The following is a 25555-nucleotide window of genomic DNA, read 5'->3' on the forward strand; positions in this document are numbered from 1 at the left end:
CCCGGCTGGGTTTTCGACCCTAGAGCTCCTGGATATAACAGAGCATTCGATAGTCCTTACCGGCCTCGATGTTGCTGAAACCGTGGCGCTCGTAGAAGCGGCGAGTGTCCTCGTCGATCTCGTCGACATTGATGTGCATCTCGCCCGCTCCCTTGGCGCGCACGGTCTCGATCGCCGTCCTGAGGATCAGAGTGCCGATGCCCTGGTCGCGGAGGGTGGGCACGACGTACAGCTCCTCGAGCTGCGCGAGCGATCCGTCGTAGTAAGGGGTCGGTCGCAGGGTCAGGAGAGCGAAGCCGACGGCTCGGCCGCTGCGGTTGGCCAGGACGACGGAAACGTCGTCCCTGGCCAGGAGCGTGGTGAACCGACCCGCGAACTCAGCAGCGGTCGGGCCTGCGGCCTCGAACTCGTCGTTGAAGTCCCGCAGCAACCGACCAACGGTGTCGGCGTCGGCGACGTCGGCGAGCCGCACGGTGACCTCAGCCATGCACCGATCATGCGCCTCCCGCGGGTCGTTGCGCTCCTCGTGCCCCGCGTTCTCGGCGCCGCAGTCCGGCGCAGCGATCTGGAAGGTCGGCCGATCCGGCTGGAACCCGTGCCAGCAAACCCGTCGCGCTGGTGGCGAGGTTCGCTCTACCGTGCGGTCGTGGACGACGTCGTTATCGAGCCTGAGCAGTTCGCCGACCACGCCGCAGTGGACGAGGTCGTGCGGCGAGCGTTCGCGGACCAGCCGCGGGTCGCCGACATGGTTGCGGCTGTCCGCGTCTCGCCGCGCTTCCGGCCGGGCCTTGCGCTCGTCGCGAGGGTCGGCCATCACGTCGTAGGTTTCGTGATGCTCAGCGGCACGGACCTGGTCGACCACCTGGGAACGCGGCGGGAGGTGCTGACCTTGACGCCGCTGGCCGTGGTGCCTGAGTACGAGCGCCGCGGGATCGGCTCGGCCCTGGTGCGTGCCGCGATCAAGGAGGCGGACCGTTGCGGTGAGCCGCTCGTGGTTCTCGAAGGTAGCCCGCACTACTACGGGCGGCTCGGATTCACCTTCGCGCCCGCGCATGGGATCACCATCGACCTGCCGGACTGGGCGCCGCGCGAAGCCGCGCAGGTATACCCGCTGTCTCGCTATGACCCCCACGTCACAGGACGGGTCGAGTATCCGCCCGCCATCGCGGGCCTCAGCGGCTGACCAGAGGCAGGTGAAACGGCTTTGGCCTCCACGTCCGGAGCCAGGTACGAGCCACGTCGGGAACAGGGGAAGTAGGCCTTTACCGCGCGGCGCACCGACCATAAGGTCGAACGATGTCCATCGGACAAGGGACGCGGGTGGGCCGGCTGAAGATCCGTGTCGATCGGCTGATCTACACGACGATCACGTTGGTGTCCGTCCTGATCATCTACGACGGCTGGAACCAGCTGACCTTCTGGGGCGTCCTGGCCGTCATGCTCGGGCCGTTGCTGGCGATCTTCCTCAGCCATCTGTTTGGTGCCGAGCTCGGGACTCGCGTTGCAAAGGGTCGTCCGCTCACTTCGCGCGAGCGCCGGACGGCATTCGCGGAGGAGTGTCGATTTCTCGTCATCGCCGTACCGCCGGTGCTCATCTTGATCGTGCTGAGCGTGGCAGGCGTCTCGTACGACGACATCATCCGGGTGATCGTTCTGACGGGAGCGGTCTCGCTGGGCGTCTGGGGTGCCGTCGCTGGGCGCAGAGCAGGGTTGACGGGCTGGCGGCTGGTGGCGTCGGCGGGATATGGCCTGCTGCTTGGCTGTGTCATCTTGGCGCTCCAGGCGTTGCTTCAACCTGGGCAGGAGCCTTTTCAGCGGTAGTCGAAGGAGCAGACCACGTTGCTGGGACAGCGCCTCGACGTGTCGTGGGCGGGGCCTCGCCTGGGCAACGTCCGCTCCTGCCGCTGAGCGGACCCGGCCGATTCCGGGCGGTACCGCGGGTGATGCCCTGCACGGGATTCGCCATGTGGTGCGCGATGTTGTCGAGGACCTTCGCGCGGGCGGTGAGCCGATCCCGGAGCCGCTGTCGTCTCGGACCTATTCGGGCAAGTTCAACCTGCGTGTCGGTGAGCGCCTCCACCGCAAGCTGGCCTTGGAAGCTGCGCAGGAGCATCTGAGCCTCAACCAGTACGTCGTGCGACGGCTCAGCGACGCATCCTGAACGGCCAACAGAGACGATGCGGTCTTGAGCCCGTCGGACCAACCTTCGGGCCGTGCAACAAAGTGTGGTCGTGCCGGCCGGTGAGGAAGGTCGGCGGTTGCACGTACGGGGAACGCCGCTGCGCGTGCGAAGGTTGGGAGCGTGAGTGACGAGCTGCCCGCTTTGACGGTCGCTGATCGCGCCGCGTGGCGCTCCTGGCTCCGAGAGCACGACGGTGATGACCGCGGTGTGTGGCTGACCCTGGCGCGGAAGGGCGCCGCCGAGCCCACGAGCCTCGCCTACGATGAGGCGCTTGAGGAGGCGCTGTGTCACGGATGGATCGACGGGCAGGTCCGCGGCGGCGACAAGCACAGCTACCGACAGCGCTTCACGCCTCGTACGCCGCGCAGCGGGTGGTCAAAGCGCAACGTCGCCATCGCTGAGCGGCTGATAGCGGAAGGGCGCATGGAGGCGTCGGGACTCGCCGCGGTGGAGCGCGCCAGGGCTGATGGCCGTTGGGACGCCGCGTATGCCGGACCGGCGAGCATCGAGGTTCCGGCCGATCTCCTCGCGGCCCTCGACTCCCACCCTGCCGCGCGGACGATGTTCCAGAACCTCAACAGCCGAAATCGCTACGCCATCCTCTACCGCATCGAGACTGCGAAGCGTGCCGAGACCCGCAGCCGACGTATCGAGCAGTTCGTCGCCATGCTTGCGCGGGGAGAAACCATCTACCCCACCACCGCGAGGGAACGCGATGATCACCGCGACGCGTAACTGGACGAAACCGCGGCAAGCTCGCGCTCGCAGTGGTTGAGCCTGCCGTGCGACGGGCCGGGAATCCCTGGTGGATCTACTCAGACTCGAGGAGCCTCTTCGCGGTGTCCAGAGACGCCATCTCACCGTCCATGGACTTCTGAACCGGTCCGGACATCACCAGCTTCTTGAGGCCGCTGAGCTCCGCGGTCAGGGAGAAGGTGACCTCGGTCGAGTCGGGCCCTGCGCTCTTGAACGAGAACTCACCGCGAGGCCGTGCGGGCCCCGCGACCACCTTGAAGGCATATCGCGACGATGCCGTGTACTCGGTCACCTCGATATCAGCATCGATGCCGCGACCGCCTGGACCGGAGATCACCTGCCGGACCCGTGCTCCGGTGCGCATCTCCGCCGGACCGTCGATCTCCTTGACGTGGGTTCGCCAGCGAGGATCGTTGGAAGGGGTGCTGAAGAACGCGAAGACGGCTTCCACGGGCCGGTCGATGACGATCGTTCGCTGCGCCGTTGGCATTGGACTCCTTCAGACGATGGTCGCTGCCTCGCGATTGTTGCGCGGCGCATCGCCGGCCACAAGGTCGGCGACCGGACTCGCAGGAAGAGGTCAGGTTGTCGGGCCCGGGAGTGAACATGGCCAGATTGCGGTCCGCCGCTGGTCGCCCTGATCATCTGTGTATGAACGAGACGCCCGCCACGGCAAGGCTAAGACGTGCGGTCCGGGCCGTGATCCTGGCCGAAGATGACCGTGTCCTGCTGTGCCGCTTCAGCTTCCCGCATCCAGCTGTACCGACGGGCGCAACAGTTGTGTGGGCTGCGCCTGGCGGCGGCATCGAGCCCGGTGAAGAGCCGCTGGCGGCCCTGCGCCGGGAGTTGCACGAGGAGACGGGGCTTGTCGTCGATGCCGACCCGCCTCACGTCTGGCACCAGGAGGTCACCGCTCCCGGCCATGCCGATGGCTACGACGGGGTGGTCAACGACTACTTCCTCGTCCGAACGGCGCGCTTTGACCCCCGCGGCGCGCTGTCCGATGACGACCTCGCCGCCGAGCACATCAGCGGCATGCGATGGTGGCGGCACTCAGACATCGCCGCATACGGCGGGACCGACCTGTTCTCGCCTCGTGACTTCGCCACACCGCTGGCGGCGCTGATCGCCGGTGACATCCCGGGCACGCCGTTGATGCTCGGCCTGTGACTCCCCTGCTCTGAGAGTCTCGTGCGTCACGACGACCGCGTGTCGTGGCGGGTCTGTTTTCGGGAGGCGGCCGCCAAGCCGACCGCGGCAACCCCAGCCGTCAAAGCGGCAGGCACGGCTAGAGCCGAGGGCCCGGCCTCCGCGACCAGAAGGCTCGCGGTGGCAGCACCGACGGCGATGCCCCCGTTGAACACCACAGGGATCAGGGCCGCAGCCAGGTCGCGGCGTCTCGTGCCCGCTCGGCGCAGGATCTCGGTCTGAGCCAGTGGCGGCAACGCGCCCGTGACCAGGCCGAGCGCGGGGATCATCACGAGACCAACTGCCGCATGCGATGCCCAGCCCAGGGCCAACAGCGCCGCGGCGGTGCCGGCCGCGGCGGCGACGAGCGCGGTCCCGGTTCGCCTCACCCGTCCGGCGATCCCGACGCCGATCGCGGAGGCGACGCCGAAGACCAGCAGCAGGCTGCTCGCGCCGCCGGGCAGCAAACCTGCGGCGGGTTCCCCGATCCTGGTGATGAAGGTGTACGTGCCGTAGAACCCGATGAGAAGGAGCCCGACGAGCCCGGTCAGGACCACCGTGGGCGCTAGCGATGTCTGTGCGCCAGCCTCGTGAGCGGTCGACTCGGCGCCCATGCGGCTGCGACTCGGTACGACCCCCCGCACGAGCAGGGCGACGCCGAGCGTGACGAGAGCGAGCACGCCGAAGGCCGCTCGCCAGCTCGCGATGTCGGCGATCAGCCGGGTGATCGGCGTACCGACCACCATGCCGAGGGTCGCCCCGCCGAGGACCACGGCGACCGCTCGACCGAGGAGCGCGACGGGAACCAGGTCGGCAACGTGGGCGTTCGCGGTGGACCAGAGCAGGCCGACCGCCGCGGCGCCGGCCAGCCGCGCGCCCAGCACAACGCCGTACGCGGGCGCCACGGCCGTCGCCAGCGAGGACAGGGCCAAGACCCCGAGTCCGTAGACGAGGAGCGTTCGACGGTCCAGTCGCCGGGTGAGGTGAGTCAGCGGCAGGCTGGCTACGACGACGGTGAGGGCCCACGCTGCAACGAGCTGTCCCGTCAGCGACTCGGCAATGCCGAGCCCGTTGCTCATCGGGACGAGGACGGCCGTCGGGAGCATCTCGGCAGTCACCATGACCAGGGTGGCCGTGCCGAGCGCGAGCAACGCAGGCCATGGGAGTTCGGCCGCCGGGACCGGGGTGGGAATGGTGCTGGTCTGGGTCACCCGCCTAACGTAAAGTCTGACACTAATGTCAATGTCAAACTCTGGGGTGAATCGGATGAAGATCGGTGAGGTGGCTGAGCGCACGCAGGTGGCGCCGCGGCTGATCAGGTACTACGAACAGCAGGGCCTGCTCGACGCCGATCGCGCGGACAACGGCTACCGCACCTACACCGAGGAGCACGTGGAGCGAGTCACCCGGATCGCCGGCCTCGTCCAGGCTGGCATCCCGACCAGGCTGGTCAAGGTGCTCCTCGATGCCGAGGATGCCGCCGCCCGGGACGAGCCGAGCTGCCCCGCCGAGGTCGCCGCGCAGCTTGCCGCCGAGCTCGGTCCGCTCGAGAGCCGGATCGCCTGCCTCACCCGCAGCCGCGACACCATCCGCACCTACCTCGAGCGCACCCGACACCAGGCCCTGCTCCACGGGTGACCGGGCCGCAGAACCTGCGGGTCTCAAGAATGTTTGCGCGCTGCTTTTGGGCGTCGCCGGCTCGGGTAGGCATCGGCGACTGGCTGACCAACATCCGGACGCCGAACGTCCGCATCCCCGGGTACATTGCCGAGCATGTCCGACTTCACGATCAAGGAGCTCACGCCGGAGACATTCGACGACTTCGCCGCTCTCGTCGAGCGGAACAAGGGCATGTTCGCCAGCTGCTGGTGCACGCATTTCCATCCCGACTGTGCGGAGAAGGGCCAGACCGCCGAAGGGAACCGGGCCCTCAAGCAACGTCTCGTGGCCGAGGGGATCGCGCACGCGGCACTGGTCTACGACGGCGACCGGGCCGTGGCGTGGGCGGAGTACGGATCACCCGAGGAACTGCCTAACCTCCAGCACCGGAAGGAGTACCTCGCCACCTCCGAGCGACTGCCCGACTACCGGGTCACCTGCATCCTGGTCGAGCGCGGCTTTCGCGATCAGGGCCTGGCGGCCACCGCCCTGCGCGGAGCCGTCGAGCTTATCGCGCGGGCCGGGGGCGGCCTCGTCGAGGGCTACCCGCACGACACCGGCGGGGTTCGGAAGAAGAACTCGTCGTTCCTCTACAACGGCACCCGCACGATGTACGAGCGCGAGGGCTTTACCTACGACCGTCCCAAGGGGCAAGGAAACTGCGTGATGGTGCGCGAGGTGGCCCCCACCGCCCGCGACTGACCCACGAGCCGGTCGCCCAGCTTCGAGAGCGTGACCAGATCGTTCACGGGGCGTCAGGCGAATGCCTCAAGGTCTCGTCGCATCACGCCAAACTCCCGTTGTGGACCGTAGAAGCTCTCCAGGTTCGTAGCTAGTCCATCGTCATTCCTCCACTTCGGCGACCTCTGGTGTTGCACAAGGTGCCACAGCTGGCCGGTCGATCGTGGCGATAGCCCGGATGCTTTGGCCTCGCGCGATCGTGCCCAGCGGAGGTCGCTGCTTTGCGGACCTTGCCGCCTACAGAATCCGGCCCGGGCTGGACCTCGTAGGCCGGGACGGAGGATTCGGCCACCAGGTCCATCCCCGGCTGGATCTTCTAGTGGGCCAGTGCCTTTACGGCCCCTGGCGCCACGACAATCGACCAGATGGTCAGGTGTCGCGTGCCGACCTGGGCCACCGACCGCAACAACCCGCCAACTGGTCGACTGTCGTGCCCCATCCGGAGCTGGGTTGTGGGCGAAGGGATCCCTCATACCGCGGTCGGCGCGGCATACAGTCGCCAGAACGGCGCTGGAGGCGCACGATTGACACCGTGGAAACTTGGGACGCCCTGCGGGCGCGGCGAAACGTTCGGCAGTTCACGGAGCAGCCAGTCCCCGACGAGGCGCTCGACCGCATTCTCGAGGCTGGTCGACGTGCCCCGTCGGCGGGCAACTGGCAGCCGTGGGACTTCGTGCTCGTGACGGACCGGGCGCAGCTGGTCGAGCTGGCGAAGGTCTGGCAGGGCGCCAGACACGTCGCCGGGGCGGCAGCCGCGATCGCGATCGTCGCGCCAGAGCCGCAGGATGACCGGCAGTCGGCTCTGCTCCAGTACGACCTCGGCCAGGCGACGTATGCGATGACGGTCGCCGCGGCTGACCTGGGCGTTGGCACGGGCCATGCGGCAGCTTCAGACCAGGACCAGGCGAGGGCGGTTCTGGGCATTCCGGAGGGACGCTTCCTGGCCTACATGCTTTCCGTCGGTTATCCGTCGGACAGGCCGTTGGCCGTCATCAAGCGGCCGGACCGACGTCCCTTCGACGAGGTCGTGCACCGCGGACGGTGGTGACCAGGCCGTAGGCGGCCTCTCAGGCCTGACGATGCGTAGGCTCGGGATATGGAGCGCATCAACCTGGGTGAGGCCGAGGGCCTGCCGCCGGTGGACTGGGCCGACGTCGTCGCGAAGCTCGAGGCAGGGTCGATCCCGCCACCCGAGGCGGCGAACGCCCGCGCGACCTGGCTGGCTACCGTCAACGAGGACGGCAGCCCGCACGTGACCGCCGTCGGTGCTCTCTGGGTGGACGGCGTGTTCTGGTTCCAGACCGGCGCGGGGACACGCAAGGGACGCAACGTCACGCGCGACCAGCGGTGTTCGGTCGCGGTGTCGATCCGCGACGCGGACGTCGTGATCGAAGGCGACGCGGTGCGGGTCACCGAGCCCGGCGCCCTGGCACGCATTGCCAAGGCCTGGGCGGACAACGGTTGGCCGGCAGAACCCGATGCGAGCGGGTCAGGCATCGCAGCCCCGTTCAACGCGCCGTCGCAGGGCCCTCCGCCGTGGAATGTCTATCGGATCGAGCCACGCTCAGCGACCGTGGTATCGGCAGCAGAGCCGGGAGGCCTGACTCGCTTTCTCTTCTGACGGGCTGAGCGTCGGGTCGTCTGACTGGCGCGGTGAACGCTGGCCCTGCGCCGACGCGGGAGACCACGCTCCCGAGAGCCCGAAGCCCGGTGATGAGTTGTCGCGCCCGCACCCGTCCTATCTACGACGGGACACCACGAGACGGAAGGATGACGTCATGGGTGCGGACACGCGACTGGAGGAGCTGGGCGTGAGCGGGCTGGGCGACGGCGGTCTGGGCGTGAGCGGTCTGGGCGTGAGCGGTCTGGGCGAGGTCGACGAGCCGGCGTTCTCGCGGCTGGCGCAGCGGCACCGGCGGGAGCTGCACGTGCACTGCTACCGGATGCTCGGGTCGTTCGAGGACGCCGAGGACACCGTGCAGGAGACGTTGCTGCGTGCCTGGCGGCGACGGGAGACCTTCGAGGGACGGTCGACGTTCCGGGCGTGGCTGTACCGGATCGCCACCAACGCGTGCCTGGACCTGCTCGCCAAGCGCCGCCCTGAGCCGGCGACCGGCGGCGAGGTGCTGTGGCTGCAGCCCTACCCGGACCGGCTGCTCGACGAGCTGCCGGCGGACGACGCGGACGAGCCGGAGACCGTGGCGGTCGCGCGGGAGACGATCGAGCTGGCGTACCTGGTTGCCGTCCAGCATCTGGCGCCGCGCCCGCGGGCCGTGCTGATCCTGCGCGACGTGCTCGGCTGGCCAGCGAAGGACGTGGCGGAGCTCCTCGGAGACTCCGTCAACTCCGTGAACAGCGCGCTGCAGCGGGCCCGTGCGGGGATGCGCGAGCACCTGCCCGCCGAGCGCCAGGACTGGACCGGGGGCGAGGAGGACGCCGGGACGCGCGAGCTCGTGCGCCGCTATACCGCCGCCAGCGTGGCCAAGGACATCGACGGCGTCGCCGCACTGCTGCGGGACGACGTCCGCTGCTCCATGCCTCCCACGCCGGGCCTGTACGTCGGCCGCGAGGCCGTGGTGAACGACTGGGTCGAGAGCGGATTCGAAGGCTTCGAGCGCCTGCGCGCCGTCCCCACGTCGGTGAACCGGCAGCCCGCCATCGCCTTCTACCTCTGGCAGAAGCAGGAGGGTGCGTACCTGCCGCTGACGATCGACGTCCTCCGCATCGCCGGCGGGGTGATCACCGAGATCGTCACGTTCCACGACGACCAGTTCCCGCGGCTCGGGCTGCCGGAGCAGCTGCCGGCGAACGGCACCGAGTAGTCCGGGTGCGGTCCCTCGCGCTGCGCCGCCACCATCACCTCCCTCATCGCGCTGAACCTGGTCGCCGCGACCGTGACGGTCCCGACCCGGGCGTGGACCCGTCGCCGCTAGAGCCACCTGCGCACGCGAGCGCAGTAAGCCTCGTAGTCCGAGCCGAATTTGCCTGACAGGTAACGCTCTTCGGGGCGGATCGCACCCCAGAACAGCGCGGCCACACCGATGGGCACGAACACGAGCGCCCAGAAAGAGCCCATCAGCGAGAGTCCGATGTCCAGCGCGATCAACCCGAGATAGAGCGGATTGCGGCTGAGACGGAACGGACCCGCCTGAAGGAGCTCGGTCGCCGGACCACCGGGCAGGATCGAGGTGCCGTGCGACGCCATGACCAGCAACGTCCAGCCGTTCCAGAGGGCGAACGCCACGATCAGCAGGCCGCCCGTCCATCTCGCCAGCGCGCCGGTGAGAGGAACCGGGTCGCCCAAGGTCGCCGTGAGGACCAGGCCGCAGGCGAGCGGGATGCCCAGCGCTACGGGTGGCCAGATCCGAAACGATGGCGCGTCCACTCCGTGATCCTCCCATCGGGCACACCGCCTGCACGGCGGGCCGGCTCGTAGGGTGCCTTCATGGCCAGATCCATTGCGACCAACAGCACCGTCGAGCTGCCAGAGCTCCTCGACTTCGTGCGTTCACGCCATCATCTGCTCCTTGCCACCGCTCGCCGGGATGGCCGCCCCCAGATTTCGCCGGTGACCGGGGGAGTGGACGCCCAGGGTCGAATTGTCATCTCGACCTATCCGTCCCGCGCGAAGACCCGAAACGCGGAGCAGGAGCCACACGTCTCGGTGCTCGTCCTCTCAGACGAATGGGACGGTCCGTGGGTGCAGGTGGACGGCGACGCCGAGGTCTTGCACATGCCCGAGGCGGCCGACGGCCTGGTCGACTACTACCGCTGCATCGCCGGAGAACACCCGGACTGGGACGAGTACCGCGAGGCCATGCGCATCCAGGACAAGTCCCTGATCCGCATCACCCCGACGCGCTGGGGCCCGATCGCCACGGGGGGCTTCCCGGCCGACGTCGCCGCCCGACTCGACGGCTGAGCCGGTCACGACCAGCGTCCCAGCGTCAGCGGCGCCCGTATGCCGCATCGTCATCCGCGCGGGTATGCCGGCTGGCCGGTCACGCGGTATGCCGGCTCGCCGGGCACGCGGTATGCCGGCTCGCCGGCACGCGGGCCACCGCGAGACCCGCTCGAGGGGCGGTCACCGGCTGGTGCACTGGGGTGGTCGCACCCGGGGTGCCGGGGTGGTCAGGGGAGCAGGAGGGACTTGATGGCGCGGCGCTCGTCCATGGCGGCATACGCCTCGGCGACCTGCGCGAGCGGCAGCGTGAGGTCGAAGACCTTCCCGGGCTCGATCCGGCGGTCCCAGACGCGCTGGAGCAGGTCGGGCAGGTAGGCCCGCACCGGCGCGGCGCCGCCGCGCAGTCCGACGTTCTTCCAGAACATGTGCTCCTGGGGGATGTCGGTGACGTGGGGGACGCCCACCCAGCCGACCATGCCGCCGGGCCGAGCCGCCTTCAGGGCCTGGACGACAGACTCATCGGTGCCGACGCACTCGAGGACCGAGTCGGCGCCGATGCCCCCGGTCTGCTCCTTGACGGCCTCGATCCCCTCGTCGCCGCGTTCGGCGACGATGTGCGTCGCGCCGAACTCGCGGGCGATCGCCTGCCGGTCGGCGTGCCGGCTCATCGCGATGATCCGCTCTGCGCCGAGCTGCGAGGCGGCCAGGACGCCGGACAGCCCGACCGCGCCGTCGCCGACCACGACGACAGTGCTTCCCGCGCGGACGTCGGCACAGACGGCCGCGTGCCAGCCGGTGCACATGACGTCCGACAGGGCCAGCAGGCTCGGCACGAGATCGTCTGCCGGGTGCTCTGGTGTGGCGACCAGTGTCCCGTCGGCGTTCTGCACACGGATCAGCTCGGCCTGGCAGCCGTCGTAGCCCGTGCCGCGCTGGCAGTTGGCCTGCGCGCCGGCCTTGCACACGGGGCAGGTGTTGTCGCTGGTCAGGAAGCCTCCGACCACGAACTGGCCCGGCTCGACGGTCACGACATCGGACCCGACGGCCTCGACGATCCCGACATACTCGTGACCGATCGGGGTCGGCCGGGGCACGTCGGAGATGCCGCGGTAACGCCACAGGTCAGACCCACATACACAGGCTGCGACGGTGCGCACGATGGCGTCGGTCGGGTCGACGATGGTGGGGTCCGGCCGTTCCTCGAGCCGAATGTCGTTGGGACCATAGATGATCGTTCCGAGCATGAGTGCTCCTGGTCAGCGTCTTGGGTTCGGGGACGGGCGCCGGCCAGGCGAGCGGGACCTCGACGGTCATGCGTCCGGCCGGTGCCGTCAGTACCCACTCCACCAGGGAAGCCTGCGATGTGGCAGGCCCTGACGTGACAGGCACTGCCAGGGCCTCCCTGGGCGGCGTCCTGGCACCGGGTGCCCGCCATCGGACGCGACGGTCCGGCAGGGTCAGTCCGGCAAGCGGCTCCCGTGCGCCTCCGCGACCAGGTATGCGGCATACGACGTGGGCCGGCTGGCGGCGTCGACGGTGACGGTGGTCATGCTGCCTCCAGCAGCCCGGCATACCGGGCCAGGTAGAGCGGCCAGCCCTGTGGGTCGTCGACGCCGTCCCGGACGGACGACCAGCCGGGCCCGTGGCGGTCGAGGTTGCGGTGCTCGAGCTCGACGCGGGTGCGGTCGGAGCCGTCGGCGATGAAGCGGACCTCGACCTCGCTGGCGTTCTCCGGCGGCTGGAGCTGCCAGGTCGGACCGATGTCCCAGCTGAACACCAGCCGGTCCGGTGGCTCATAGGTCAGGACCCGTGCCCATCGGCACTCGCTGCCGTCCTCGGCACGGTCGACGATGTGGCCGCCGACATAGGGCTCGAAGGTCGTCGAGACGATCGGCGAGGAGAGCAGGTTGTGTTCCTTGGGCTTGATGTCGCTCATCCGCTCGATGAATGCGGCGAACGCCTGTGCGGGCGTCCCGCGAACAACAACGTCGTGGCGCACCACTGGTGCTTCGGTCATTCGTTTTCCTCCTCCATCAGGTGTGCGAAGCCGGACATGGTCTGTCTCCAGAAGGTGTCGAGCTGATCCCGCAAGGCGCTGACCCCGGCCTCGCTCAGCCGGTAGATGCGCCTCGTTCCTTGGGCCCGGTCGCTGACCACGCCGACGTGCTTGAGGACCTTGAGATGTTGCGACACGGCCGGCTGGCTGACCGGCAGCGCATCGGCGAGCTCACCGACGGTCCGCTCGCCCTCGGCCAGCTCCATGACGATCGCCCGGCGCGTCCGGTCGGCCATCGCAGCCCACGCTTCGTCTGGTCCATAAGTCATCGCAAATAGAAGTTACGACTTATGGACGGCGTGGTCAACCACTGAGCGGGTCACGGCATGGACAGCACGAACCGGCGGCGCCCACTGGATGGGGACGCCGCCGGTTCGTGCCGCTCAGCGGGGATCAGGCCAGGTCGATGTAGACCGTCGCCAGCGCGAACAGGCTCGGGTCCGTCACCGTGATCCGGTAGCTGCCGCTGGTCAGGGCCGCGCCGCCGAAGAACTCGCTGCGCTTGGTCGACAGCGTGTAGTGGTAGTGGTCGTCAGTCCACCTCATGGCCTTCCCGTTCGTCGGCACCTCGGTGATCATGGCCTCGTTGACCGGTCCGCCCGGCACCGAGCTCACCTTGTCGAGCTGGACCGTCGGGGTCAGGGTGGTCACGAGAGCACCGGTGCAGTCGGTCACGGTGATCTTGAGCGGGATGGTGCTTCCGAGCCGGAAGACGCTGCGGTCCCCGCCCGCGTTGATCGGTGGGCCGAACCCGGATGCGGTGTTCTTCGTCGTGACGGATGCCGAGCCGGGCGCCGAGGCGCCGCCGTCGTCATCGGACACCGTGGCCCGGACCTGGAACGTGCCTGCTGCTGTGAACGCGTGCGTCGCTGACGCAGATCCGGATCCGAGCGACTCGGTGACCGAGGCCGGGCTCGACGAACCGTCACCCCAGTCGATCGATGCCGTGTGAGTGTCGTTCGTGCCGGCGTCGGTGAAGGCGGCGCTGACGCCGACGGTGCACGCGGACGTGAACGTCGGGGTCACCGTGCCCATGACCGGTGGCGCATTGACCACCGTCAAGGTCACGTCCTGGGACACCGGCGGGTTCTGCCCGTCGGTGCCGGTGAGCGTCAGGGTGTAGGTCCCGTCGTCGGTGCAGGTCACCGTCGTCGCGGGCGACGTGCCGTCACCGAACGCGCACGTCGCGCCCGGGTCGGCAGACGTGACGGCATAGGTCCACTGGGATGTCGCACTCACGTCGTCCGTGACCGTGCCGGCCAGGGCCACGGGCTGTCCCTCGGTCCCCGTGTAGGGGCCGCCCGGGGTGACGACCGGAGGGCCGTCGATCGGCTGGTAGCAGTTGATCAGCGTCCAGTCGAGGACGTCGTGGTCGGCGGCAGCAGCGCCCGTCGCGGCGGTGAAGCCGACGAAGGCGTCGGTGACCCCACCCAGCGTGGCCGGGATGTCGATCGACGTGGTGAGGATCGGTGCCGTCGGACGCGCGCCGTCGGAGATCCGCACCTCGAGGACGTCGGTCGCGCCGTTGTAGTCGACCCAGGCGTGGTGGACCGCGTTCGGGTCATCCAGCGTGAGCAAACCATTGAGCGTCGCCCGCGGGTTGGAGTTGATGTCGCCATTGACGTCGATGCCGACGTGGTTGTCATCGCTGTCGAACCCCTGGTTGAACCAGCTGTCGAACTCCACGCCGATGCTCAGCGGCAGGCCTTGGTAGCCCATGCCGCCGCCGAGCGTGCCGACATTGTTGGCGACGTTCTGCACGACGAAGACCATCCCGTCCGCTCCGCCGAACTGCTGGTTCGAGAACCTGAAGCTGAATGCGGTGCTGAATGACCCGTCGTTGAGAAAGCTCACCTTCTGGGTCGTGAAGCTGCTGCCCCCGCTGGACAGCACGGACGGCACGAGGCGCAGCACCCCCGGCGAGCCGACAATGGCGGCATCGCCGTTCAGGGTGAGGTCGCCCGGCTGCACATTGTCGAAGTTCGGATAGTTCTTCGTCTGGCATACGGGATCGATCGCCTGGGCGGCGGTCGACTGGGTGACGATGAGCCCGGCGCCGGCCAGTATGGCGGCGGTCAGGCTGGCCAGTGCACGCGAACGAGGGCGTGCGGCATGACGGTGCATGGAGGAACCCCCTTCGGCCGCGCCGCCGGGGTACGGCAATGGCCGCCAAATCCTCACCTCGGCCCCGCGCTGCCCCTGTGGCTCCCCGGATTACGCGCAAACGCCGCACTTTCGAAGGTAGGGGTAATGCCGTCGGGGTGTCAGCAGAATGGCCATTTCCCGGCGTAATCCCGCCACTCGGTCACAAAGTGTGGTGATAGCGCAGAACGAGAGTAAAGCGCTGCAGCCCACACAACGCGCACGGTGGGCGTTCGGGACTACCTCACGCTGGCTGCGGTCCTGGTATGCCGGATCGCCAGCTCACGAGACACGGACGGGGTCTGTCGCTCGTCCCCGCCGACCGCCGCCGGGCGGTCACGCTCGCCTGGCGCCTCTCAGAGACCCAGGGCGACGGCGGTGCCGACGCCGACGAGCACGACCCCGCTCGCGACGCTGACGGTGCGATGCGTCGCGGGCCGGCTGACGAACGAGCGTCCCCGTGAGACCAGGGCCACGAAGACGATGTACCAGGCTGCCGTGACGGCGGACCAGACGGCGCCCAGGCCGAGTGTCGGCCAGAACGACCCGACTGAGGCACCGGCGAAGGTCGGCAGGAGCGAGATCGCGAACACCCCTGCCTTAGGGTTCGCGAGGTTGGTCGCGAGGCCGGCGAGATACGCGCCCCAGCGGCTGTCGGGGACCGGGACGTCCGCGTCCGGTGGGACGCCGGTCGTGCCGCGTCGCGCGGCCCACAGCGTGCGAAGCCCCATGTACCCAAGGAACGCCCCGCCGGCCAGGGTGAGCACCCGGTAGACGGCCGGGTCCGCCAGTAGCGCAGCGGACAAGCCCGCCCCGGCCGCGGCAGCCCAGATCAGCAGGCCCGTCGCGGTGCCCACGATCGTGGCGATCGCCACCCGGGGACCGTGAGCCAGCGTCTGCCTGAGCATGAGAGCCTGGCCGACGCCGGGCAGCATCGCGAGCAGCCAGGTGGTGACGATGAAGCTGAGCAGCATGTCCGGTCCTCGAGGTCGATCCGCTGGTTTCTCACGCAAGCCTGGCCCGAGCGGCACGTGAAGAAAAGTAAGACAACTCGTGGTTGTATGAAGAATTGTGAAGAGCGATCTAGCTGACCAGCTGCTCCTGCTCGCACTCATCGAGGAGCACGGGACGTTGTCGGCCGCCGGCGAGGTGCTCGGGCTCACGCCCCCAGCGGTCTCCCAGCGCCTCGGCCGCGCCGAGGCCGAGTGGGGTGCGCGGCTGGTGGACCGCGGCCCGCGCGGCGCCCGCCTCACGCCGGCAGGCGCGGCGCTGGCCGGTCACGGACGGAGGATCGAACGTGAGGTCGCGGACGCGCTCGCGACCTTCCCGGCATACCGTCAGGGGCTCGTGCGGCGGCTCCGCGTGGGCGCCTTCCAGGCCGCGGCCCTGCACCTGCTCCCACCGGCGATGACCGCGCTGCGCCACCAGGTCTCGGACGTCGACCTGTCGGTCATCGACATCCAGTCGAGCGACGCCGTCGACCTCGTGGCCCGGGGCGAGCTCGACCTCGCCGTCCTCGCCTCCTGGGACGCCGCACCCGACCCCGGGCCGGACCTGGTCCTGCAGACCATCCTCGAGGACCCCATGGTGGTCGCCTTCGCCGACGACCATCCGCTCGCGTCGAAGACCGGACCGGTCTCGTTCGCAGCGCTCGCCGACGAGTCGTGGGTCGTCATCCGCGGCGGGACCGCGGCCCGGCAGCAGTTCGACCGCATCACCCGCGAGGCCGGGTTCGAGCCCAGGATCCGCTTCGAGACGGAGTCATACGACGTCGCACAGGCGCTCGTCGCCACCGGGTACGGCGTCGCGCTCGTGTCCCGGATGGCACTGCGGCACGATCCCGGCCTCACGCACCGGCCGCTCCGTCACCGGAACGCCCACCGCACGATCCACAGTCTCACGCCCACCGCCGCGCGAGCTGCACCGCTGGCCAGTGCCTTTCAGGAGCTGCTCGTGGCGGCAGCCTCGGACCTGGACTGATGAACGACCGCAGGGCGGACGAGAACGGACGACGGCATCCCATGAGTCCGCGTGCCGCCGGGGAGGGCTTGGCAGACTGGTCGTCATGACCCCCGACGCCGTGGACCTCAACGAGAAGTTCGCCCTGTTCTCAGAGCACTGGTCACCCAAGCTGGTGGCCCGGCTCAACGACTACGAGGTCAAGCTGGTCAAGGTGCAGGGCGACTTCGTCTGGCACACGCACGACGACACCGACGAGCTGTTTCTCGTCGTCGAGGGCAGCCTCACGATCCAGCTGCGCGACCGCGATGTGACGCTCGGGCCAGGCCAGCTGTTCGTCGTGCCGCGCGGCGTCGAGCACTGCCCCCGCGCCGACGACGAGGTGAAGGTGCTGCTCCTCGAGCCCACCGGAGTCGTCAACACCGGCGACGCCGGAGGAGCGCTGACCGCCGTGGTCGAGCAGATCTGAGCCACGGCCGCCTTCGGCGCATAGGTTGACGTGCATGCGGTTTGACGTAGAGGCCATCCTGTTCGACATCGACGGCACCCTGGTCGACTCCACGGGTGCCGTCGAGCGCACCTGGCGGGCCTGGGCCGCGGGCCGCGGCCTCGACGCCGACGAGATCCTGCGGATCTGCCACGGACGCCGCAGCGAGGACACCATCGCCCTGCTCCTGCCGCCGGCCGAGCAGGCCGCGGCGGTGAGCGAGCTCGAGCAGCTGGAGCTCGCGGATCTCGCCGACATCACCGCACTGCCCGCCACGAGCACCCTCCTCGAGGCGCTCCCGCCGGACCGCTGGGCGGCGGTGACCTCCGGGCCTCGCCGTCTCATGCACGCCAGGCTCGGCGCAGCAGGGCTGCCCGTCCCGGCGGTGCTGGTCTCAGCCGAGGATGTGTCGCAGGGCAAGCCTGACCCTGAGGGATACCGTCGTGCGGCCGCCACGCTCGGCGTCGACGTATGCCGCTGCCTGGTCGTCGAGGACGCACCCGCGGGGATCGAGGCCGGCCGGGCCTCGGGCGCCAGAGTCCTCGCCGTGGCGACCTCGCACCCTGCCGACGCGCTGGACCGCGCGGATGCCGTCATCCCCGACCTGACGGCATTCACCGTCGAGGCGATGCCGGACGGTCTCGCGGTCACGGCCTCTCGATAAGTTTCGAGGCAGCTGCGGGGCACGCGATCGGGGCGCCCTACCTCCTCACGAACCTGAGGTAGGACGCCCCGAAACAGGAGCACGGTCTCCTCGCACCCCCAAGAGGCTGGTGCAGGCGGACAGCGGTCAGACGGTCTTCGGACGGCCGAGCTGGACCACGAGCGCCCACAGGATGGCCACGTCGAGGATGATGATGACGATCGCCCACACGGGGTAGTACGGCAGCCACATGAACTGCGCCACGGCCTGCAGGATGACGACCACGAGCGCCACGATCTGCGCCCACGTCTGGCCCATGATGAGCGCGATGCCGAGGCCGATCGCGGCCAGGCCGAGGATCAGGTGGATCCAGCCCCACGTGGTGGTGTCGAACTTGTAGATGTAGTCGCCGGTCACGACGAAGCGCTGGTCGTTGATGATGGCGGCCAGGCCCTGGAGCGCCTGGAAGATGCCGACCGTGATGAGCAGCGACGCCGCGAAGACGGTGAGGCCCTCGGACCATGCCAGCTTGGTCGGTGAAGGTTGACTCGACATTCACTCTCTCCTTCATGTCACCGGCGCCCACGCGGCCGGATTGACCCCTCGGCTCGACGCTAGGCGCCACGCGTGCCAACCGAACTCATCCTTTGAAGGTGAAACTCGGTGGCCCGCGCCGTCGGTCGGAATATCTACGACACTGTGTCGTAGATCTCAACGACAGAGCGTCGTAGAAGGGTGCGAGCGGGACCCGGGCGTGCGATCCTTCCACCATGACGTTGCCTGGTGTTCACGGCTGTCAGATCGTCTCGACACGGGGAGTTGAGGACGCATGAGTGAGCGAGAGGACCCGCAGATTTCACCTCGCGAGAGTGAGAGGCCCGCGACCAGCGGTGGCCCCGCAGATGGCAGACAGGGCGGCGGCCCCAGGACCGCCACAGCCCAGATCGATGGCCCAGCCTCGGCGGCACTGCTCAAGGCCGGCCGCTACTTCACGAGGTGGGACGAGTCGAAGGACGGCCGCGTCGTCTACCGCGAAGGCGGGCGTGCCGGCGACGTGTTCTACCGCGACCGCTGGAGCCACGACAAGGTCGTGCGCTCGACCCACGGGGTGAACTGCACGGGCTCGTGCTCGTGGAAGGTGTACGTCAAGGACGGCATCATCACCTGGGAGACCCAGCAGACCGACTACCCGTCGGTCGGCCCCGACCGGCCGGAGTACGAGCCGCGAGGATGTCCTCGCGGCGCCGCATTCTCTTGGTACACATACTCGCCCACGCGAGTGCGTTACCCCTATGTCCGCGGCGTGCTCCTCGAGATGTACCGCGAGGCCAAGGCCCGTCTCGGCGACCCGGTGCTCGCCTGGGGCGACATCACGGGCGACCCCGAGAGGCGCCGGCGGTACCAAAGTGCCCGTGGCAAGGGCGGTCTCGTCCGCGCGTCCTGGGGTGAGGCTGTCGAGATCGCAGCTGCGGCCCACGTGCACACGATCAAGACCTACGGGCCCGACCGCTGCGCCGGGTTCTCGCCGATCCCGGCGATGTCGATGGTGTCGCACTGTGTCGGCACGCGGTTCATCCAGCTCATCGGCGGCGTCATGACGTCGTTCTACGACTGGTACGCCGACCTGCCGGTGGCCAGCCCGCAGGTCTTCGGTGACCAGACCGACGTCCCCGAGTCTGGCGACTGGTGGGACGCCACCTACCTGATGATGTGGGGCTCGAACGTCCCCGTCACGCGGACACCGGACGCGCACTGGATGGCCGAAGTCCGTTACCGCGGAACGAAAGTCGTCACAGTCAGCCCTGACTACGCCGACAACACGAAGTTCGCCGACGAGTGGATGCCGGCCCAGGCGGGCACCGACGCCGCGCTCGCGATGGCCATGGGCCACGTCCTGCTCAAGGAGTTCTTCGTCGACCGCGAGGTCGAGTTCTTCACGGACTACGTGCGTACGTTCACCGACCTTCCCTTCCTCGTCTGCCTCGACCCGGCCGCAGCCGACCAGATCGTCGGTGCGATGGTGCCGGGCAAGTTCCTCACCGCTGCAGACCTGGCCGAGCCCATCTATGAGCCGACGGCATCGGAAAGTGCTTGGAAGACAGTCATCCTCGATGAGGCCACCGGAAAGCCGGTGGTGCCGAACGGCTCGATGGGCTTCCGCTACGCCGACTCCGGCGTCGGTCGCTGGAACCTCGACCTCGAGGGTGTCCGGCCCGCGCTGACCATGGCCGGAGCCGACGCCCTCAAGATCGAGGTCTTGCTGCCCGCCTTCACCGAACCCGACGGCTCGGGCTCGGTGCTCCGGCGCGGCGTCCCAGCGCGCCGGGTCGGAGACCACCTCGTCACGACCGTCTTCGACCTCATGCTCGCGCAGTACGGCGTGGAGCGAGAAGAGCTCCCGGGTGAGTGGCCGACCGGCTACGACGACGCGTCGACGCCGTACACGCCGGCGTGGCAGGCCGAGGTCACGAACGTGCCCGCTGCGCAGTGCATTCGAATCGCGAGGGAGTTCGCGGCGAATGCCGAGCAGTCGCAAGGCCGCTCGATGATCATCATGGGCGCCGGCATCTGCCAGTGGTTCCACGGCGACACGACCTACCGGTCGATCCTCACGCTCCTGCTCCTGACCGGCTGCATGGGTCGCAACGGAGGCGGCTGGGCCCACTACGTCGGCCAGGAGAAGTGCCGCCCGATCACCGGCTGGATCTCCCTGGCCAACGCGCTCGACTGGTCACGCCCGCCGCGCACCATGATCGGCACGGCCTACTGGTACATGCACACCGACCAGTGGCGCACCGACGGGTACTCGGCCGACTCCCTCGCCTCTCCGCTCGCCAAGGGCCACCTCCGGGGCATGCACACGGCCGACGCCATCGCCCAGTCGGCCCGGCTCGGGTGGATGCCGTTCTACCCCCAGTTCTCTGCCAACCCGCTCGCGGTGGCCGAGGACGCCCAGCAGGCGGTCGAGTCGGGAGCGGCAGCCAGCCCGGCGGCATACGTCGCGGATGCCCTCAGCGAGGGGACGCTGACAGCCTCCATCGAGGACGTCGACGCCCCCGAGAACTGGCCCCGCACCCTGGTGCTGTGGCGGTCGAACCTCATGGGCAGCTCCGCCAAGGGCAACGAGTACTTCCTCAAGCATCTGCTCGGCACCCACTCCAACGTCATGGGCACCGAAAACCCCAACACGCCAAGGCCGTCCGACGTGAAGTGGCATGACGAGGCTCCGCAGGGCAAGCTCGACCTGCTTCTGTCGGCCGACTTCCGGATGACCTCGACGACCCTGCTGTCGGACATCGTGCTGCCTGCGGCCACGTGGTACGAGAAGCACGATCTCAGCTCGACGGACATGCATCCGTTCGTCCATGCGTTCACGCCGGCGATCGACCCGCCCTGGGAGGCCAAGAGCGACTTCGACCTCTTCCACCTTCTGGCAGAACGGTTCTCGGGTCTCGCGCGCAAGCACCTGGGCGTCCGCAAGGACCTCGTCAGCGTGCCCCTCATGCACGACACGGCGGGCGAGACCGCCCAGCCGGGCGGCCGGGTGGTGGACTGGCGAGGCACCGGTCGCCCCGGCACCCCGGGCCAGTCGATGCCGGTCTTCCAGGTCGTCGAGCGCAACTACACCGCGATCGCGGAGAAGCTCGCGACCGTCGGCCCGCTCGCCGACACCCTCGGCTTCACCGTCAAGAACGTCACGTTCCGGGTCGAGGAGGAGGCCGCCCGTCTCGCCAAGAAGAACGGCGTCATGCTCGGCGGCGCCGGCGACGGCAGGCCCGCGATCGACACCGACGAGAAGCTCGCCGAGGCGATCCTGTCGTTCTCGGGGACGACGAACGGGCACCTCGCCGTGCAAGGCTTCCGGACGCTCGAGCAACGCGTCGGCAAGCAGCTGGTGGACCTTGCGGAAGGCGCCGAGGAGAAGCGGATCTCCTTCGCAGACACCCAGGTTCAGCCGGTCCCGGTCATCACATCGCCGGAGTGGTCCGGCTCCGAGACCGGCGGCCGGCGCTACGCCCCCTTCACCGTCAACATCGAGCGGCTCAAACCGTTCCACACCCTCACCGGCCGCATGCACTTCTACCTCGACCACGACTGGATGCTCGACGTGGGCGAGGGGCTGCCGATCTACCGTCCGCCGCTCGACATGCACCGTCTCTTCGGCGAGCCGAGACTCGGGCCGGACGGCGCCACCCAGGTGACCGTCCGCTACCTCACACCGCACTCCAAGTGGTCGATCCACTCGGAGTACCAGGACAACCTGCTCATGCTGTCGCTCTCCCGTGGCGGCCCGACCGTCTGGATGAGCCCACAGGACGCCGGCGCGATCGACGTGTCCGACAACGACTGGGTCGAGTGCGTCAACGCCAACGGCGTTCTCGTCGGACGCGCGATCGTCAGCCACCGTATGCCGGAGGGCGTGGTGTACGTGCACCACGCGCAGGAGCGCACGATCGACGTTCCGAAGTCTGAGGCGACCGGTCGCCGCGGCGGCATCCACAACTCGGTGACTCGACTGCTCGTCAAGCCCACCCACCTCATCGGCGGCTATGCACAGCTGTCCTACACCTTCAACTACCTCGGACCCACCGGGAACCAGCGCGACATGGTCTCGACGATCCGCAAGCGCTCGCAGGAGGTGACGTACTGATGCGCGTCATGGCCCAGATGGGCATGGTGATGAATCTTGACAAATGCATCGGGTGCCACACGTGCTCGGTCACCTGCAAGCAGGCCTGGACGAACCGGGCCGGCACCGAGTACGTCTGGTTCAACAACGTGGAGACGCGGCCCGGCCAGGGCTATCCGCGCCGCTACGAGGACCAGGACACCTGGCGTGGCGGCTGGACGCTAGGCCGCGACGACAACCTCAAGCTGCGCGCCGGGGGCCGCGTGCGCAAGCTGCTCGGCATCTTCGCCAGCCCGGTCCAGCCCAAGCTCGCCGACTACTACGAGCCCTGGACGTACGACTACCAGACGCTCGTCGAAGCACCCCTCGGCGACGACTTCCCGGTCGCCCGTCCCAAGTCGCTCATCACCGGCGAGGACACCAAGGTGACCTGGTCGGCGAACTGGGACGACAACCTCGGCGGCGCCAGCCAGCTCGGCCACCTCGACCCGATCGTCGCGAAGCTGCGACGCGAGTCCGAGGATGCAGTGCGCTTCGAGCTCGAGAAGACGTTCATGTTCTACCTGCCGCGCATCTGCGAGCACTGCCTCAACCCGTCGTGCATGGCGTCCTGCCCGTCCGGCGCGATCTACAAGCGCGAGGAGGACGGCATCGTCCTCGTCGACCAGGACCGGTGCCGCGGCTGGCGGCAGTGCATCACCGGCTGCCCGTACAAGAAGATCTACTTCAACCACAAGAGCGGCAAGGCCGAGAAGTGCACCTTCTGCTACCCGCGCATCGAGGTCGGCCTCCCCACGGTCTGCTCCGAGACGTGTGTCGGCCGGCTGCGCTACCTGGGCCTGTTCCTCTACGACGCCGACCGGGTCACCGAGGCGGCCGCCACCCCGGACGAGAAGGACCTCTACGAGGCCCAGCTCGACCTGATGCTCGACCCCGACGACCCCGAGGTGGTCGCAGCGGCGAAGCGCGACGGCATAGCCGACGACTGGATCGCGGCGGCCCGGCGGTCGCCTGTCTATGCGCTCGCGAAGAAGTACCGCGTCGCTCTGCCGCTGCACCCGGAGTACCGCACCATGCCCATGGTCTGGTACGTCCCGCCGCTGTCACCGGTGGTGGATGTCCTTGCCTCGCAAGGACATGATGCCGAGGATCACGGCGTCCTGTTCGGCGCGATCGAGGCCCTGCGCATTCCCGTGGAGTATCTCGCCGAGCTGTTCACGGCCGGTGACACCGACGTCGTGACCGGGGTGCTGCGCAAGCTCGCCGCGATGCGCGCCTATATGCGCGACGTCTCGCTCGGGCGCGACGGCGACCCGTCGATCCCGGAGTCGGTCGGCATGACCGAGGAGCTCGTCTACTCGATGTACCGGCTCCTCGCGATCGCCAAGTACGACGAGCGCTATGTCATCCCCACCGCCCACGTCGAGCAGGCCCACATGCTCGAGGAGATCGGTTGCTCGCTCGACTACGACGAGGGGCCAGGGATGTACGAGTCCGGCCCGTTCGGTGAGGCGAGCGGCAGGCCGGCCCCGGTCGCGGTCGAGACGTTCGCTGCGCTCAAGCAGCGACAGCAGGCAGAGACCGCGGCGTCCACGACCAGCTCGGGCCAGCTGCGCGGTCGGGTCAACCTGCTCAACTGGGATGGTAACGGGACCCCGCCGGGCCTCTTCCCGGAGGGACACGAGACGGAGGCGACGCCGGTCGCTGCGCAGGCACCGCAAGCGCAGACGCGTGACGAGGAGTCGGCACCATGATCGGCCTGCCGCGCAGGCGTCAGCGGCATGGCCGCCCCGACGCCGACGACAACCGCGTCGTACACCTCGTCGCTGGTCGCCTGCTCGAGTACCCGACGGCCGAGCTCGTCGAGTCATTGCCCACGCTCACGAACGCCCTTGCGGAGCAAGGTGACTCGGCTGGCGCGCGGGACTTCGGAACACTGCTCGACCACCTCGCGTCGACCCCTCTCGCCGACCTCCAGAACGTGTATGTCGATGTGTTCGACCTCAGCCGCAAGCACGCCCTCTACCTGTCCTACTGGACCGACGGCGACACGCGCCGACGCGGCGAGGTGCTGGCACGGTTCAAGGCGGCATACCGGGAGAGTGGCTTCCTCGTCGACACGCGAGGGGAGCTGCCCGACTACCTCCCCATGGTGCTCGAGTTCGCGGCGTGCGCCGACCCCGACGCTGGTCGCGCGATCCTCGAGGAGTACCGCCCCAGCCTCGAGCTGCTGCGAATCGCCTTGCAGGAGAGACAGTCCCCGTATGCCGGCGCGGTCGTCGCCGTGTGCGCCACCCTTCCCGGGGAGTCGCCTCGCGACCGCGCCGCGGTCATGGCCATGGCGGGCGTGACCGGACCGCCGTCGCCTGAGTCCGTCGGCCTCGAACCATATGACCCGAGACTCCTTCCGCTGCAACCGATCTCGGCCCACCAACCAACGGGAGCATCACGATGAGCACATTCCTGTGGGGCGTCCTTCCCTACCTGTGCATCGCGAGCCTCGTCGGCGGCACGATCTGGCGCTACCGCTACGACAAGTTCGGATGGACCACCAGGTCGAGCCAGCTCTACGAGTCGCGCCTGCTGCGGATCGGGTCGCCGCTGTTCCACTTCGGCATCCTGCTGGTCTTCTTCGGCCACGTCGGAGGGCTCATCATCCCGGAGTCGTGGACCGAGGCCCTCGGCATCAGCGAGAACCTCTACCACTTCAACGCGCTGCTCTTCGGCGGCATCGCCGGGCTCTGCACCCTCGTCGGGATCCTCATCCTCGTCTACCGGAGACGTCGCACGGGACCCGTGTTCATGGCGACGACCCGCAACGACAAGCTGATGTACGTCTTCCTCGTCGGGGCGATCGTCCTGGGTCTCTGGACCACGCTCGTCAGCGTCGGCGCGGGCTCGGAGGCACACAACTACCGCGAGACGGTCTCGCCGTGGTTCCGGTCGATCTTCTACTTCCACCCCGACATCGCCGCCATGGAGTCCGCGCCGATCCAGTTCCACATCCACGCCATCGTCGGGATGCTGCTCTTCGCGCTGTGGCCGTTCACGCGTCTCGTCCACGCCTTCACGGCCCCGCTGCACTACCTGTTCCGCCCATACATCGTCTACCGGTCCCGCGATCGGCAGCCGGTGTCCGGCGCCCGCTCCTCCCGTCGAGGCTGGAGCACCGTCGGCACCCCTGACCGTGACCGCCGTCAGGAGTGAT

The 25555-nt window shown here is 68.7% G+C and carries 28 protein-coding genes; 18 read left to right on the forward strand and 10 right to left on the reverse strand.

The window, feature by feature from the left end; translation table 11 throughout:
• Nucleotides 1-19: 19 nt before the first annotated feature.
• Nucleotides 20-487 (reverse strand): GNAT family N-acetyltransferase, encoded by a 468-nt coding sequence (locus tag ACYVLP_RS15650; RefSeq protein WP_460628268.1) that lies wholly within the window; start codon nucleotides 485-487, stop codon nucleotides 20-22.
• A gap of 159 nt (nucleotides 488-646) precedes the next feature.
• Here ACYVLP_RS15650 and ACYVLP_RS15655 point away from each other — a divergent pair, with 159 nt between their 5' ends.
• From ACYVLP_RS15655 to ACYVLP_RS15670, 4 genes are all read left to right on the forward strand, one after another.
• Nucleotides 647-1183 carry a GNAT family N-acetyltransferase gene (locus ACYVLP_RS15655; protein WP_460628269.1) on the forward strand — a complete coding sequence of 179 codons (537 nt, stop codon included), beginning with the start codon at nucleotides 647-649 and terminating at the stop codon, nucleotides 1181-1183.
• Between the two features lie 113 nt (nucleotides 1184-1296).
• Nucleotides 1297-1821, forward strand: coding sequence for a hypothetical protein (locus ACYVLP_RS15660; RefSeq protein WP_460628270.1), 525 nt, complete (start codon nucleotides 1297-1299; stop codon nucleotides 1819-1821).
• Between the two features lie 148 nt (nucleotides 1822-1969).
• Nucleotides 1970-2161 carry a toxin-antitoxin system HicB family antitoxin gene (locus ACYVLP_RS15665; RefSeq protein ID WP_460628271.1) on the forward strand — a complete coding sequence of 64 codons (192 nt, stop codon included), beginning with the start codon at nucleotides 1970-1972 and terminating at the stop codon, nucleotides 2159-2161.
• Between the two features lie 141 nt (nucleotides 2162-2302).
• Nucleotides 2303-2917 carry a YdeI/OmpD-associated family protein gene (locus ACYVLP_RS15670; protein WP_460628272.1) on the forward strand — a complete coding sequence of 205 codons (615 nt, stop codon included), beginning with the start codon at nucleotides 2303-2305 and terminating at the stop codon, nucleotides 2915-2917.
• Nucleotides 2918-2993: 76 nt separating this feature from the next.
• Here the strand turns inward: ACYVLP_RS15670 and ACYVLP_RS15675 are convergent, their stop codons facing one another.
• On the reverse strand, nucleotides 2994-3428 hold the full coding sequence (locus tag ACYVLP_RS15675; RefSeq protein WP_460628273.1) for an SRPBCC family protein: 435 nt from the start codon (nucleotides 3426-3428) through the stop codon (nucleotides 2994-2996).
• A gap of 161 nt (nucleotides 3429-3589) precedes the next feature.
• On the opposite strand from ACYVLP_RS15675, the gene ACYVLP_RS15680 reads away from it, so the two are divergent.
• Nucleotides 3590-4108, forward strand: coding sequence for an NUDIX hydrolase (locus tag ACYVLP_RS15680; protein ID WP_460628274.1), 519 nt, complete (start codon nucleotides 3590-3592; stop codon nucleotides 4106-4108).
• A 26-nt stretch (nucleotides 4109-4134) separates the two neighbouring features.
• Here ACYVLP_RS15680 and ACYVLP_RS15685 read toward each other — a convergent pair whose 3' ends face one another.
• A complete protein-coding gene (locus tag ACYVLP_RS15685) occupies nucleotides 4135-5337 on the reverse strand; it encodes an MFS transporter (protein ID WP_460628275.1) in 1203 nt (400 codons plus the stop codon).
• Between the two features lie 55 nt (nucleotides 5338-5392).
• On the opposite strand from ACYVLP_RS15685, the gene ACYVLP_RS15690 reads away from it, so the two are divergent.
• The 5 genes from ACYVLP_RS15690 (at nucleotide 5393) to ACYVLP_RS15710 (ending at nucleotide 9348) form a co-directional block, all read left to right on the forward strand.
• The gene (locus tag ACYVLP_RS15690; protein ID WP_460628276.1) at nucleotides 5393-5764 is read left to right on the forward strand and encodes a MerR family transcriptional regulator; all 372 of its coding nucleotides are present in this window, start codon (nucleotides 5393-5395) and stop codon (nucleotides 5762-5764) included.
• Nucleotides 5765-5899: 135 nt separating this feature from the next.
• Nucleotides 5900-6487, forward strand: a complete 588-nt coding sequence (locus tag ACYVLP_RS15695) for a GNAT family N-acetyltransferase (protein ID WP_460628277.1) — start codon at nucleotides 5900-5902, stop codon at nucleotides 6485-6487.
• Nucleotides 6488-7058: 571 nt separating this feature from the next.
• Nucleotides 7059-7574 carry a nitroreductase family protein gene (locus ACYVLP_RS15700; RefSeq protein WP_460628278.1) on the forward strand — a complete coding sequence of 172 codons (516 nt, stop codon included), beginning with the start codon at nucleotides 7059-7061 and terminating at the stop codon, nucleotides 7572-7574.
• Nucleotides 7575-7622: 48 nt separating this feature from the next.
• Nucleotides 7623-8147 carry a pyridoxamine 5'-phosphate oxidase family protein gene (locus tag ACYVLP_RS15705; protein WP_460628279.1) on the forward strand — a complete coding sequence of 175 codons (525 nt, stop codon included), beginning with the start codon at nucleotides 7623-7625 and terminating at the stop codon, nucleotides 8145-8147.
• Nucleotides 8148-8304: 157 nt separating this feature from the next.
• Entirely contained in the window at nucleotides 8305-9348 is a 1044-nt protein-coding gene (locus ACYVLP_RS15710) for an RNA polymerase subunit sigma-70 (protein WP_460628280.1), read from the forward strand.
• Between the two features lie 107 nt (nucleotides 9349-9455).
• Here ACYVLP_RS15710 and ACYVLP_RS15715 read toward each other — a convergent pair whose 3' ends face one another.
• A complete protein-coding gene (locus ACYVLP_RS15715; RefSeq protein WP_460628281.1) occupies nucleotides 9456-9911 on the reverse strand; it encodes a methyltransferase family protein in 456 nt (151 codons plus the stop codon).
• A 60-nt stretch (nucleotides 9912-9971) separates the two neighbouring features.
• On the opposite strand from ACYVLP_RS15715, the gene ACYVLP_RS15720 reads away from it, so the two are divergent.
• Nucleotides 9972-10448, forward strand: coding sequence for a PPOX class F420-dependent oxidoreductase (locus tag ACYVLP_RS15720; RefSeq protein ID WP_460628282.1), 477 nt, complete (start codon nucleotides 9972-9974; stop codon nucleotides 10446-10448).
• A 209-nt stretch (nucleotides 10449-10657) separates the two neighbouring features.
• Here ACYVLP_RS15720 and ACYVLP_RS15725 read toward each other — a convergent pair whose 3' ends face one another.
• The 5 genes from ACYVLP_RS15725 to ACYVLP_RS15745 form a co-directional block, all read right to left on the reverse strand.
• Nucleotides 10658-11674: a zinc-dependent alcohol dehydrogenase family protein gene (locus ACYVLP_RS15725; RefSeq protein ID WP_460628283.1), complete on the reverse strand. Its 1017-nt coding sequence runs from the start codon at nucleotides 11672-11674 to the stop codon at nucleotides 10658-10660.
• A 302-nt stretch (nucleotides 11675-11976) separates the two neighbouring features.
• A complete protein-coding gene (locus tag ACYVLP_RS15730) occupies nucleotides 11977-12447 on the reverse strand; it encodes an SRPBCC family protein (protein WP_460628284.1) in 471 nt (156 codons plus the stop codon).
• Nucleotides 12444-12755 (reverse strand): ArsR/SmtB family transcription factor, encoded by a 312-nt coding sequence (locus tag ACYVLP_RS15735; protein ID WP_460628285.1) that lies wholly within the window; start codon nucleotides 12753-12755, stop codon nucleotides 12444-12446. The genes ACYVLP_RS15730 and ACYVLP_RS15735 overlap by 4 nt, the downstream gene beginning before the upstream one ends.
• A gap of 124 nt (nucleotides 12756-12879) precedes the next feature.
• Nucleotides 12880-14610 carry a lectin-like domain-containing protein gene (locus ACYVLP_RS15740; RefSeq protein WP_460628286.1) on the reverse strand — a complete coding sequence of 577 codons (1731 nt, stop codon included), beginning with the start codon at nucleotides 14608-14610 and terminating at the stop codon, nucleotides 12880-12882.
• Between the two features lie 374 nt (nucleotides 14611-14984).
• Entirely contained in the window at nucleotides 14985-15602 is a 618-nt protein-coding gene (locus tag ACYVLP_RS15745; RefSeq protein ID WP_460628287.1) for a LysE family translocator, read from the reverse strand.
• 97 nt (nucleotides 15603-15699) lie between these two features.
• Here ACYVLP_RS15745 and ACYVLP_RS15750 point away from each other — a divergent pair, with 97 nt between their 5' ends.
• From ACYVLP_RS15750 to ACYVLP_RS15760, 3 genes are all read left to right on the forward strand, one after another.
• The gene (locus ACYVLP_RS15750; protein ID WP_460628288.1) at nucleotides 15700-16608 is read left to right on the forward strand and encodes a LysR family transcriptional regulator; all 909 of its coding nucleotides are present in this window, start codon (nucleotides 15700-15702) and stop codon (nucleotides 16606-16608) included.
• Between the two features lie 85 nt (nucleotides 16609-16693).
• The gene (locus tag ACYVLP_RS15755; RefSeq protein WP_460628289.1) at nucleotides 16694-17056 is read left to right on the forward strand and encodes a cupin domain-containing protein; all 363 of its coding nucleotides are present in this window, start codon (nucleotides 16694-16696) and stop codon (nucleotides 17054-17056) included.
• Nucleotides 17057-17090: 34 nt separating this feature from the next.
• Nucleotides 17091-17738, forward strand: coding sequence for an HAD-IA family hydrolase (locus tag ACYVLP_RS15760; protein ID WP_460628290.1), 648 nt, complete (start codon nucleotides 17091-17093; stop codon nucleotides 17736-17738).
• Nucleotides 17739-17864: 126 nt separating this feature from the next.
• Here ACYVLP_RS15760 and ACYVLP_RS15765 read toward each other — a convergent pair whose 3' ends face one another.
• The gene (locus tag ACYVLP_RS15765; RefSeq protein WP_460628291.1) at nucleotides 17865-18272 is read right to left on the reverse strand and encodes a DUF7144 family membrane protein; all 408 of its coding nucleotides are present in this window, start codon (nucleotides 18270-18272) and stop codon (nucleotides 17865-17867) included.
• Nucleotides 18273-18546: 274 nt separating this feature from the next.
• Here ACYVLP_RS15765 and ACYVLP_RS15770 point away from each other — a divergent pair, with 274 nt between their 5' ends.
• From ACYVLP_RS15770 to narI, 4 genes are read left to right on the forward strand one after another with little or no spacing between them, the layout of a single operon-like run.
• Nucleotides 18547-22368 carry a nitrate reductase subunit alpha gene (locus ACYVLP_RS15770; RefSeq protein ID WP_460628292.1) on the forward strand — a complete coding sequence of 1274 codons (3822 nt, stop codon included), beginning with the start codon at nucleotides 18547-18549 and terminating at the stop codon, nucleotides 22366-22368.
• Nucleotides 22368-24101, forward strand: a complete 1734-nt coding sequence (gene narH / locus ACYVLP_RS15775) for a nitrate reductase subunit beta (protein WP_460628293.1) — start codon at nucleotides 22368-22370, stop codon at nucleotides 24099-24101. Before ACYVLP_RS15770 ends, narH begins: the two co-directional genes overlap by 1 nt.
• A complete protein-coding gene (gene narJ / locus ACYVLP_RS15780; protein WP_460628294.1) occupies nucleotides 24098-24802 on the forward strand; it encodes a nitrate reductase molybdenum cofactor assembly chaperone in 705 nt (234 codons plus the stop codon). Before narH ends, narJ begins: the two co-directional genes overlap by 4 nt.
• Nucleotides 24799-25554 (forward strand): respiratory nitrate reductase subunit gamma, encoded by a 756-nt coding sequence (narI, locus tag ACYVLP_RS15785; RefSeq protein WP_452267368.1) that lies wholly within the window; start codon nucleotides 24799-24801, stop codon nucleotides 25552-25554. Before narJ ends, narI begins: the two co-directional genes overlap by 4 nt.
• Nucleotide 25555: the final 1 nt, after the last annotated feature.

Source organism: Intrasporangium mesophilum (assembly GCF_054783095.1).